Source organism: Ruminococcus sp. (genome assembly GCF_024684275.1).
On record NZ_JAIKXF010000066.1, the window covers coordinates 1 to 9,730 of the forward strand.

At 36.1% G+C, this 9,730-nt stretch carries 13 protein-coding genes; 8 read left to right on the forward strand and 5 right to left on the reverse strand.

Annotated features, from left to right (window positions below; translation table 11 throughout):
- Positions 1–136: 136 nt before the first annotated feature.
- The 5 genes from K5677_RS07445 to K5677_RS07465 all read right to left on the reverse strand — a co-directional run bounded on the left by K5677_RS07445 (position 137) and on the right by K5677_RS07465 (position 4,003).
- Positions 137–571: a GNAT family N-acetyltransferase gene (locus K5677_RS07445; protein WP_296726380.1), complete on the reverse strand. Its 435-nt coding sequence runs from the start codon at positions 569–571 to the stop codon at positions 137–139.
- A gap of 17 nt (positions 572–588) precedes the next feature.
- Positions 589–819 (reverse strand): hypothetical protein, encoded by a 231-nt coding sequence (locus tag K5677_RS07450; RefSeq protein ID WP_296726381.1) that lies wholly within the window; start codon positions 817–819, stop codon positions 589–591.
- A 116-nt stretch (positions 820–935) separates the two neighbouring features.
- Positions 936–3,077, reverse strand: a complete 2,142-nt coding sequence (locus tag K5677_RS07455) for a leucine-rich repeat protein (protein WP_296726382.1) — start codon at positions 3,075–3,077, stop codon at positions 936–938.
- Between the two features lie 337 nt (positions 3,078–3,414).
- The gene (locus K5677_RS07460; protein ID WP_296726384.1) at positions 3,415–3,633 is read right to left on the reverse strand and encodes an SOS response-associated peptidase family protein; all 219 of its coding nucleotides are present in this window, start codon (positions 3,631–3,633) and stop codon (positions 3,415–3,417) included.
- Positions 3,634–3,790: 157 nt separating this feature from the next.
- Positions 3,791–4,003, reverse strand: coding sequence for a helix-turn-helix transcriptional regulator (locus tag K5677_RS07465; RefSeq protein WP_296726387.1), 213 nt, complete (start codon positions 4,001–4,003; stop codon positions 3,791–3,793).
- 327 nt (positions 4,004–4,330) lie between these two features.
- On the opposite strand from K5677_RS07465, the gene K5677_RS07470 reads away from it, so the two are divergent.
- The 8 genes from K5677_RS07470 (at position 4,331) to K5677_RS07505 (ending at position 9,207) form a co-directional block, all read left to right on the forward strand.
- Complete coding sequence (locus tag K5677_RS07470; RefSeq protein WP_296726389.1) at positions 4,331–5,419, forward strand: site-specific integrase; 1,089 nt, start codon at positions 4,331–4,333, stop codon at positions 5,417–5,419.
- Between the two features lie 172 nt (positions 5,420–5,591).
- A complete protein-coding gene (locus K5677_RS07475; protein ID WP_296726391.1) occupies positions 5,592–6,542 on the forward strand; it encodes an ATP-binding protein in 951 nt (316 codons plus the stop codon).
- Positions 6,539–6,889: a hypothetical protein gene (locus K5677_RS07480; protein WP_296726392.1), complete on the forward strand. Its 351-nt coding sequence runs from the start codon at positions 6,539–6,541 to the stop codon at positions 6,887–6,889. Before K5677_RS07475 ends, K5677_RS07480 begins: the two co-directional genes overlap by 4 nt.
- Before the next feature lie 17 nt (positions 6,890–6,906).
- On the forward strand, positions 6,907–7,296 hold the full coding sequence (locus K5677_RS07485; RefSeq protein ID WP_296726394.1) for a hypothetical protein: 390 nt from the start codon (positions 6,907–6,909) through the stop codon (positions 7,294–7,296).
- Positions 7,296–7,703 carry a hypothetical protein gene (locus K5677_RS07490; protein ID WP_296726397.1) on the forward strand — a complete coding sequence of 136 codons (408 nt, stop codon included), beginning with the start codon at positions 7,296–7,298 and terminating at the stop codon, positions 7,701–7,703. The genes K5677_RS07485 and K5677_RS07490 overlap by 1 nt, the downstream gene beginning before the upstream one ends.
- 6 nt (positions 7,704–7,709) lie before the next feature.
- The gene (locus tag K5677_RS07495) at positions 7,710–8,087 is read left to right on the forward strand and encodes a hypothetical protein (RefSeq protein ID WP_296726399.1); all 378 of its coding nucleotides are present in this window, start codon (positions 7,710–7,712) and stop codon (positions 8,085–8,087) included.
- Between the two features lie 12 nt (positions 8,088–8,099).
- On the forward strand, positions 8,100–8,921 hold the full coding sequence (locus K5677_RS07500; RefSeq protein WP_296726402.1) for a hypothetical protein: 822 nt from the start codon (positions 8,100–8,102) through the stop codon (positions 8,919–8,921).
- 52 nt (positions 8,922–8,973) lie between these two features.
- Positions 8,974–9,207, forward strand: coding sequence for a hypothetical protein (locus tag K5677_RS07505; protein WP_296726404.1), 234 nt, complete (start codon positions 8,974–8,976; stop codon positions 9,205–9,207).
- The last annotated feature ends 523 nt before the right edge of the window (positions 9,208–9,730 follow it).

Here is a 9,730-nt window from a genome sequence, read left to right on the forward strand (position 1 = left end):
CGTATTCCTCCTATGTCTAATTTAGTCCAGTTTACTCCATAGACTATTTTAGCTTATCTAATTTAGTCTATGGAGCTGCTTAGACTTTATTATACACCAGATTCCTTTTGGGAGGAATACGTCCTTTATTTGACGCTTACAATTCAAGCTCATCGTTCACGGCTTTCCGCGCAAATATCGTGTAGCCCAGCTTCTGATACAGGCGGATATTATCAATGCTCCTTGTGCTTGTGAATAGTTCATATCGCATATCGGGATAGCATTTCTCTATCTCAGACAGAAGCATTGTTCCATAGCCTTTATGCCTGTATTCGGGGTGTACCATCAGCTTACCGATATATACTGTTCCGTCACGTTCTTGCGCCCGCACTGAGCCGATAATAGTATTATTATCATCGACCATTTTCAGTATCACTCCACTATTGAATTCTTCAACAACTTCATCGATAGTCTGCTTCAGTGGAGGAATGTCTCTGCTTCCGAATAGGTCAGCTTCGCTTTGATATGCAAGATATTGAAGTTGTAATATTTCTTTCAGATTGCTGTGTTCGGCTTTCTTTATTACACACATACAAAACCTCATTTCTATTATTCGACATCTAGGAATTTCTCTATAACAATCATTATCTCTTCAAGGCGCTTACCACCAATACCCTTGATCTTACTAAGCTCCATCTCAAGAGAAGGAAGATCTATTGTTTTGCTCTGTTCTCCGAGCAGCTCATCCCCGTACTGGAGAATGAACTTTGTAAGCTTCTCTCGGTTCATTTTCTTGATTTTTCGGTAAGTGTCCTGATCAATGATCTCTTTATTTACCATATATAGCTCCTTTGCGTTTCTTATCAACTATTATAGCATATCACTGCTATAATGTAAATACGTAAAATAGCCAAATAAAGAACTCAGAGCCTCCAATGGAGGCTCTGTTGCATTTGTTATTTCTTTTTCATATACTCTTCAACTGGCATTATTTCTTCCTTGGTGGTAGAGGTATATGCATAGTATGAAAGGATATATGAAGCATCTACTGCGTTGACATCACCGTTGTTATCAAGATCAGCAGCCTTCTTCTGTGCTTCAGTAAAATCGCCGTTCTGATTTGTTGAGGTCATGGCATAATAGGTCAGGACGATCGAAGCGTCAACAGCATTGAGCTTTCCGTCGTCGTTTACATCACCGAGCTCATACTCAACAGGTTGTGTTGTAACCGTTGTTGTTGAGCTCGTTACAGGCTTTGTCGTTGTAGTGGCTGAAGTTGTAGAAGTCGTTGTAGGCTTCTGAGTTGTGGTTGTTGAAGTTGTAGAAGTTGTTGTTGGTATCTGAGTTGTTGTAGTTGTTGTGTTAGCAGCGGTAGTAGTTGTTATGCTCGTTGTCGTAGTCGAAGTTGCTGAAGTGGTAATTATTGTGGTTGTTGTTGAAACCACAGGTTCATCAATAGCTTCAAACGGTATATCGTTTTCTAAAGCAAATGTGTGTGCTGTTGAGTTTTCATAGCCGCGTATCTTGGCAACGTAGATAAATGGTTTCCCATTCTGATCACGGTTGTCAGAAGCTAAGCTCGTAACATCACAGTCAGAATTCATGACAGTGATAGTCGGGTACGAAACTCCCTCATTTTCATAACTACAGCCGTATAATGCATTTTTTCCGATACTTGTTACATCTTTAGAGAGATAAACATTAGCAATTTTCTCATATCCTCGATTTAACCAAGGAGACACTAAATTCGCTCCAGCCATAAGTGTCTGAAAATCCTGCATTGCACCTTGACCGTTTATCGTGAGATTCATGGCTTTCTCATCATATTCCCAAGTTAAATACTCACCGCAAGTTCCAAAGTACAGTTTAGGACACTTAAAGAATGTATCTAAAAGTGAACCGCCATCAATATGTGAAATGAAATGAACATCTGATGGCATAGATACAGTTTCCAGATTATCAAAATAGCTGAGTTGACTAATCTCAGAAATATCTTCTTTTATTATAATAGAAATAACACTTTTTCTTGTATCAGCATCAATCCATGTGTATGAGTCGTTAATTTTTCCCTCTCCAGATATCGTAAGTGTACCATTACTATCAAGATGCCAAGTAGCGTTCTCACCACACTTACCGCTGGCAACAACTGTGATTTCACCAGTCGTAGTAGTCTCAGGAGCGGTGGTTGAAGCTGTTGAAGTCGTTGTAGGCTTCTGCGTTGTAGTAGTTGTTGTTGGCTTCTGAGTTGTCGTAGTCGAAGTTGTAAAGGTCGTTGTTGTCGTAGTTTCGGTAGATATCTCCTCAATTACCTCAAACTTTCTGTTATACTTTTCTGCATAAGCCTGCGCGGTTGAACCGGCATAGCCACGTATTACACCATCATATTCAGCTTCAGTAGGTCCTGCCGTCGCATTTGATATCGTTCCCGCAAAATCCGCTATTTCGCATTCAGGATTCCAGATAGTTACAGATTCAAGATCGCTGCAGTAACTAAAAACACCCTCTTCTATAGACTTAACAGTTCCCGGTATCGAAATTTTTTTCAGTCCAGAATCAAAGAAAGTCTCGTATTCTATTGTTTCCACTTTTCTCGGAAAAGTAGTTATGCTTTCAATACCGCTTTGATAAAAAGCGCGTCTGCCAATCGATTCTACAGACTCAGGAATCGTTATACTTGTCAGACTGCCGGTGCGAAAAAAAGCACTTGAACCAATTGTTTCAAGAGTAACGGGCAAAGATACCGACTTAACATTATAGCATGATAAAAATGCAGCATCTCCTATTGCCGTAACGCCATTATATATTTCGATCCTGTTTATTTTTTCGTAATTACTGTATTTTGCTGTGATGCCCATAGGCGGATATTCGCCCTGAAAAGCCCCCTTTTTAATTTCACCCTCGCCACTGATAGCGAGTACGCCATTGCTGTCAAGAGTATAGGTAACGTTCTCACCGCAAGTTCCACTGTCAACAATATCCGCCGCAACCGCTGTGATACCAACGGTAGGCTGATATGCCGTGACAGCTGTTTGTGCTCCGCAAACAACAGTCAAAGACATTATAGTCGCTAACGTCTTTTTCATTAGTTCGATTTTCATAATTAAACCATCTCCTTATTATTAAAAAAAGAGTATCTCACAGGACATAGTTAGTCTGAGTGATACGCTGTTTTACCAAATGAAATTGTCGACTGGGCGCAAGTATACTTTTTGCAGAATATATATGTATTAACTAAATATTCTGCTGCTCCCATGGTCAACTCCCCCTAAAAATTAATAATATAGTTATTGTATCATATATGTGTGCAAATGTCAATCGCCACAAACGTATTTTGTTGAATATGCATAAACAACATGCATGATTCTTATATTGACACCTGCGCAATTTAAGTTAAATAGAAACAGGCGGCTTATAGCCGCCATCAAAGATTTTTTCTTACATTGTAATGAATTCAGTTGGCGATCTGTGGTACTCTACAGCCTTCTCAAATACCATATTGGTCAGTGCTTTCTCAACTATAGCGCTGGGATCTCCATTCGGGCGTATCCATTCCTTCACATCCTCTTTATCCAGTATCAGAGGCATACGGTCGTGTATGTCTCCTACAGTGCCTGCCGCTTCTCGCGTAAGTATTGAGAACACAGGCACCTGCATATCACAATGCTCCTCATAACGATACTATGATTATATAGCAACAAATAATAATTCTACCAGACTAACCGACTACATGAAGAAAAATTAGAATATATTTCCCTCGGGACGTTATGCCCCAATTTTCTATTTATAATGAGAAACCGACTAATGTTAGCTTTTAATAGCCTTCATCAGTCGGTTCGTATTTTATTATATCTTCAACGCTGCAGTTGAGTATTTTGCATAAGTCGTCTATCAGCTGAGTAGTAACGCCTTGATCATGACGAAGACGGTGTATGGTACTGCTGCTGATATTATATTTATTGATAAGCGTATATGTAGATACGCCTTTTTTCTTCATAGTTTCCCATAATGGCTTGTAAGTTATCATAATTATCACCAATTTCATTATAGAGCATACTCGACTACTTGACAATAGTCGTATATCTGACTATAATAATATATAGTCACAATTATGATTATAATAGTGTCGCTTAAAATAAGAAAGCCGCAAATTTCTCGAATTTGCGACTTCTATTCTATGATGTAATTATAACATAAATATTTAATGATATTGAGAACATTTTATGAACAATATACATTAAAATGAGTTTTTTGTAGTTTTATACAATCAGAATACATACGTATTGTAGATTTTGCAGTATGAAAAGAGTTTATAATCCGTCAATTTGATGGTCAATTATACTGGAGGGAGAATATGCCGAGAAAAGGTGAAAACATATACAAGCGCCGTGATGGGCGCTGGGAAGGAAGATATAAAACAGGATATAACGAGCATGGCAAGGCGAAGTATCATTCCGTGTACGGTCACAGCTACACAGAAGTCAAGGAGAAGTTACTGCCTATGAAGGCTGCTCCTGCTGCTATAGCAGCAGCTTCATGTAATATGACGGTAAAAGAGCTTTTTGATGAGTGGCTTGCGGCAGTAAAGCTGCGTGTTAAGTCTTCAACGTATGCTAATTATACTATGAAGGTCAAGAAGCATATCCTACCTGCATTCGGCGGACTTCGATATGACGTACTGACGGTTCAAATGATTCACTCATTTATTGATAATAAGCTGAATGAAGGACTTTCTCCAAAATATGTTTCCGATGTTATTGTTGTTTTCAAGGCTATGGCGAAATACACCTCAAAAGTACACGGATATCGCAATATCCTCGCAGATGTCGTTATGCCTAAATATATCAAAGAAGAGAAGCCTCTGCTTACACTTATACAGCAACGGATTCTGTGCAAGTATCTTTTTTCTAACTTGACCCCAACGACATTGTGCCTATTATTGAGCTATTACACTGGACTTCGTGTTGGCGAAGTTTGCGGTATGATGTGGGACGATATTGATTTTGAAAAAGAAGTCCTTACTGTCAGGAGAACAGTTCAGCGTATAAACAACGGATCAAGTGGTACGCAGCTTATAATTGATACACCTAAAAGTCGCTCATCGCAGCGGACAATTCCAATACCAACATTTTTAATGAAATTGCTGCGGGAATCCCGCAGCAATAATAATCATTATATTTTATCGAATTCCGAAAGGATAATAGAGCCTCGTACATTGCAGCGCCGATTCCAGACAATACTGAAAAAAGCAGGATTACCGTCAGTGAACTATCACTGCCTTCGCCATATGTTTGCTACCAATAGCCTACAGGCAGGCTTTGATGTCAAAACTTTGTCTGAAATATTAGGACATTCAAGCGTAGAAACAACGTTAAATCGCTATGTACACAGCTCTATGGAGCGCAAGAGAGCTTGTATGGAGCTTATAAAAATAACTGCATAAATATCTTTGACCGTCATTATCGCCGTCTATAATCATCGTAACTGTGGTAGTAGCGGTCATAACAACTATACCACCATAAAATCGAGAAATTTGCGGTAGGAGTAATTCTGATATTTATATTATATTCCAATTATAAGTGAAATATTTATTATTGAATAGAAGGAGATTAAAAATGCCTCTGATTCCAAATTCAAACAATCCAGATTTTCAGAATCATGATAAAAAGCAAGAGAAACACGAAATACAATTCAAGAAGTCAGAACCGATTTACACGTTTTCAGATCTTATTCTTTCGGACAAGACATTGGATGAATTAAAAACCGTTGTCAGTGCTCAAAAGAATTGGAATAAAGTATTTATTGAATGGGGACTTGGCTCCATAATTAAAGAAAGAAAAAATCTATTTGTCAATCTTTATGGAGATTCTGGAACTGGGAAAAGTATGTCAGCGCATGCAATAGCCTCAGCATTAGGCAAGAAGTTAATATGTGTGAATTATGCGGATATTGAATCAAAATATGTCGGGGAAACAAGTAAAAACCTTACAAGACTATTTAATGATCCGAATAATTGGGATGATATTATTTTTTTCGATGAAGCGGATGCACTTCTTAGCAAACGAGTTACAGATATGAGTAGCGCAACAGATGTAAGTGTTAATCAAACACGTTCTGTTTTACTAACATTATTGAATTCTTATGAAGGAATGGTTATATTTGCAACAAATTTTATTAGCAATTATGATTCTGCTTTTATGAGAAGGATACATTATCATATCCGTTTTAATCTTCCTAATGCAGAACTACGAGAAAAACTATGGGCTCATTATATCCCTGATAAAATGCCAGTTAATATTGATATCCAATACTTATCTCAGAAATATGACAATCTTAGCGGAAGTGATATTTCAACAGCGGTCTTAAAAGCTGCACTAAATGCAGCCAAGAACAATGCGGAGATTATTTTACAGACTGATTTTGATATTGCCATAGAGAGCATTATTAATAGTAAGAATGCTAACGCTAATAATACATCGAAAATTGTTAAAAGTGAAATAGTAGAAGAAAAAAATGTACCATTATCCATTCGCAAGAAATCGTATGAAAGCGAGGATATAGAATGATTCTGTTTAGCTTAGTAAAAGAATTTGTAATTCAAACGGTTGCGCAGGGAGTATTAACTCTTATAGAAAGATTTAAACAGTCTTTTGTTCAATGGCTTCAACAGATTCCAGAAATGATACAGGATAAAGTTGACGGCATTGTTTATGGTTGTAAGACATTTGTTAGGGAGCAGTTGGGAATCAATAAAGAAATATCTGATAATTATGCATTTAATGGAAAGCAGTGGCAAAAAACAACTGTTACTCGTGAAGTAAGGTCTTCTGAGGTCCCATATGAAATATCAAGCCAAATTTCAAATGGAGAGGTATTAGATGTTACAGAAGAATTGGAGCTTTATATGAAATAGTAAAGGAGAGATTATAAATGGCTATTTTTAAACAGAATCAACCTAAAACAGATAGGAAACTATTTACATGGGATTCTTTTTTAGAATACTATAATCAAAGAATTGATAGCGAGATCATATCGTTTAGCAGAGCCAATAATCAGTTTTATTACGGAGGAAAATGTACTATTTCTGCGAAGGTTAATGAAGATGAATTTTCCAAAAAAACATACCTAATAGTCGTATCTGTTCTTTATTTTAAAGACCAATTTACGAAAAAAGTTATAGAAAGAACAATTAAAAGCAAATTTGATTATCAGGAATTCAATAAGGATAAAGAAACTTTAGCACAGTTGCGCAGTATCGTTAGCAAACCGATGGAGGTTAATATAGATTCTCCTGTAATAGAAAGTGAGGTAGATCAATAATGCCGTTTCCACCTGTAATTATTGTATTTGCATCAGTAGGAGTTATATTAGCCTATTTTTACCATAAAGGAAAAAAGTGCGAAAAAAGACCTGTTACATATAATCAATTTATTGAGCAGCTTAGTAAGCAAATAGACAATTATATGATAAATGAAGAGAAAAAAACAGGAATATCTATGTATGGCGGTGAATGCAATATATATATAACACAAGAATCACCTGATATAGTATTTATGAAAATAATATTATATGGCAAAAAGAAAAAAGATGATAATTGGACCAAAAGTGAAATATTACAAAAATTGAATATATCAGATTTTACTGATGATCAGGATACACAATCAAAACTGGAAAAAATTAAGATGAAGCCAGATAATTTTAAGGTTAGTAGACCTAGTAAGGAGTAATTAATTATGCTTGGTACATTGTTGATTATTGGAGCAGTTGGAGCTCTTGCAGGTGCAGTCATTCATGCATATTGGAAGAACATAATACAGTGGCTTGCTAAAGCGGCAAACAAAATTAAAGAAGTATTGCATGTTGTTGTCGAAGGAACAGAAACATTTATAAAGAGAATAGGTGCCGGATTTAAAAACATGTCAGAAAACTATTCCAAGCTTCCTGATAATAAATGGCGAAAGGATACCGTGATTGAAAGTACCTATATAGATGAGAATGATGTTCCGGAAGAAATAAAACGTGCTATGCAAAATTCTATGGGAATCGAAGGAGAAAAAATAGAGATAACTTCTTATGTTGAAAAGCAAGTACTTTCTTTATCTAATAAGTAAGGTGGTGAATATATGTTTTGTAACATAGTAGATGTTCCTTTTTTAATAGCCTTTATAATAATACTTGTTGTTTGGTGTGCTGTAGGCGCTTTTTTGACATCTATTCACCCTGTTATTGGTGGAATATACATATTCTGTGCTTTTATAGCTTATATTCGACTTACAGTTGCTGAGTTTACGAATGGACATATATTCCATGGAATCGTTGCGGTTATACCGATTATATTATTGATTTTACTTGTTATATATTTTTATATTGATGAGCAGAGACAGGAAAAAGTTAGAAAAATCGAAATTCCTCAAATTCAAGAAAGAGTTGAAAAATATATTGCAATAAATGGATATACATCGCCTAAAAGATTTGTTGAAAGCTTTGATAGTAATCCAGAGTATCAAAATGCAAGATCAGTTTCATATAATAATCCTCTTTATATTGAACAGGTTGAAGCCAATAAGAAAAGACGAGCTAACAAACAAGAGCCATTAAAAATCACAGAGCCTTCAATGATATCATATGGAAAGTATTCTTCTTTTATATATAAAGAAAAAGTACTAACATATTTTATGCCGAAATTAGAAGAAGTATTAAAATCTAATCATATGTTTGATTATGATAATTTATATGATTTTATGCCTGATTTCAAGGAATTCTTTAAAAAGGATGACGGTAGCATTGATAAAGTATATTTTGCGCAAGCATGCATTGGAATGATTAATCAAAGCATAAAAAATGGTATAATTGAAAAAGTAGGTGATTCAGGCACGCTATATCGTTCTAAAATCATATCAGAAGAAGATGGAAATGTTGTCGAAGGTGAGGTGATAGAATTATAGACCCGTTAAATATCAATATATAACTTTTACAAGGTAACGAGGAGGTGCTTTTATGGCAATTTATTGGACGCAAAAAAAACAATGTGCTACATGTGAGTATTGGAATGGTCCAAGACAACTTAGATCAGACCCTCGTGTAGTAGAATGTCCGGATGATTATGATGATGCAAAAGGAATGTGTCAAGGAATTAAATTTCCAGCACAGCGTGGAAAAATGGTTCATGCAGGTACCTGTGCTGGTGGTGGAATGTGCTGGGTCTGCGCAAGGGGGCTGAGTGAGCGTTAAATACTAGGGAACTTTAATTAGTTGATAGAAGAATGATTTTTATTAGTTAGAAAGGTAGGTATAATATGGGATTATTTAATAAGAATAAGTATAACATGAAGGATCAGTTAAAGAAAAATGTTGCTGCAAATCTTGGTTCATGCAGAACTTGTCGTTATTATGATAGATCACGTCAGGTTTGTTTGAATAGAAGTAGTGGAGTAACTTATACAAATGAAAGTCAGCCTAAATGTAAATGTTATCAATTGAATCTTTAATCGAGTCAATCCCAAATTTTGTGTGAACGTAGAATAGTGCAAAAAAAGAGTATATGATAAGACCGATTGTTAGCGCAGTCGGTCTTATCTGCATATTAGCACATTATCATTTGATTGTCAAGATGAAAAGAGTCTATCCTAAAATTTGTGTAAACCTCCAAAGTAGTGTATAATAGAAGAGACACTACTTCGGAGGTTTTAATTATGAGCAGAAGGCGAAGAAACGAAACAGAAGAGCAGCGTGCAAGAAGAGAGCTGATAAGCGA

Excerpts from the sequence above, each read along its gene's own strand:
- K5677_RS07445 (WP_296726380.1), bottom strand. The coding sequence starts at position 571 with ATGTGTGTAATAAAGAAAGCCGAACACAGCAATCTGAAAGAAATATTA.
- K5677_RS07450 (WP_296726381.1), bottom strand. The coding sequence starts at position 819 with ATGGTAAATAAAGAGATCATTGATCAGGACACTTACCGAAAAATCAAG.
- K5677_RS07455 (WP_296726382.1), bottom strand. The coding sequence starts at position 3,077 with ATGAAAATCGAACTAATGAAAAAGACGTTAGCGACTATAATGTCTTTG.
- K5677_RS07460 (WP_296726384.1), bottom strand. The coding sequence starts at position 3,633 with ATGCAGGTGCCTGTGTTCTCAATACTTACGCGAGAAGCGGCAGGCACT.
- K5677_RS07465 (WP_296726387.1), bottom strand. The coding sequence starts at position 4,003 with ATGATAACTTACAAGCCATTATGGGAAACTATGAAGAAAAAAGGCGTA.
- K5677_RS07470 (WP_296726389.1), top strand. The coding sequence starts at position 4,331 with ATGCCGAGAAAAGGTGAAAACATATACAAGCGCCGTGATGGGCGCTGG.
- K5677_RS07475 (WP_296726391.1), top strand. The coding sequence starts at position 5,592 with ATGCCTCTGATTCCAAATTCAAACAATCCAGATTTTCAGAATCATGAT.
- K5677_RS07480 (WP_296726392.1), top strand. The coding sequence starts at position 6,539 with ATGATTCTGTTTAGCTTAGTAAAAGAATTTGTAATTCAAACGGTTGCG.
- K5677_RS07485 (WP_296726394.1), top strand. The coding sequence starts at position 6,907 with ATGGCTATTTTTAAACAGAATCAACCTAAAACAGATAGGAAACTATTT.
- K5677_RS07490 (WP_296726397.1), top strand. The coding sequence starts at position 7,296 with ATGCCGTTTCCACCTGTAATTATTGTATTTGCATCAGTAGGAGTTATA.
- K5677_RS07495 (WP_296726399.1), top strand. The coding sequence starts at position 7,710 with ATGCTTGGTACATTGTTGATTATTGGAGCAGTTGGAGCTCTTGCAGGT.
- K5677_RS07500 (WP_296726402.1), top strand. The coding sequence starts at position 8,100 with ATGTTTTGTAACATAGTAGATGTTCCTTTTTTAATAGCCTTTATAATA.
- K5677_RS07505 (WP_296726404.1), top strand. The coding sequence starts at position 8,974 with ATGGCAATTTATTGGACGCAAAAAAAACAATGTGCTACATGTGAGTAT.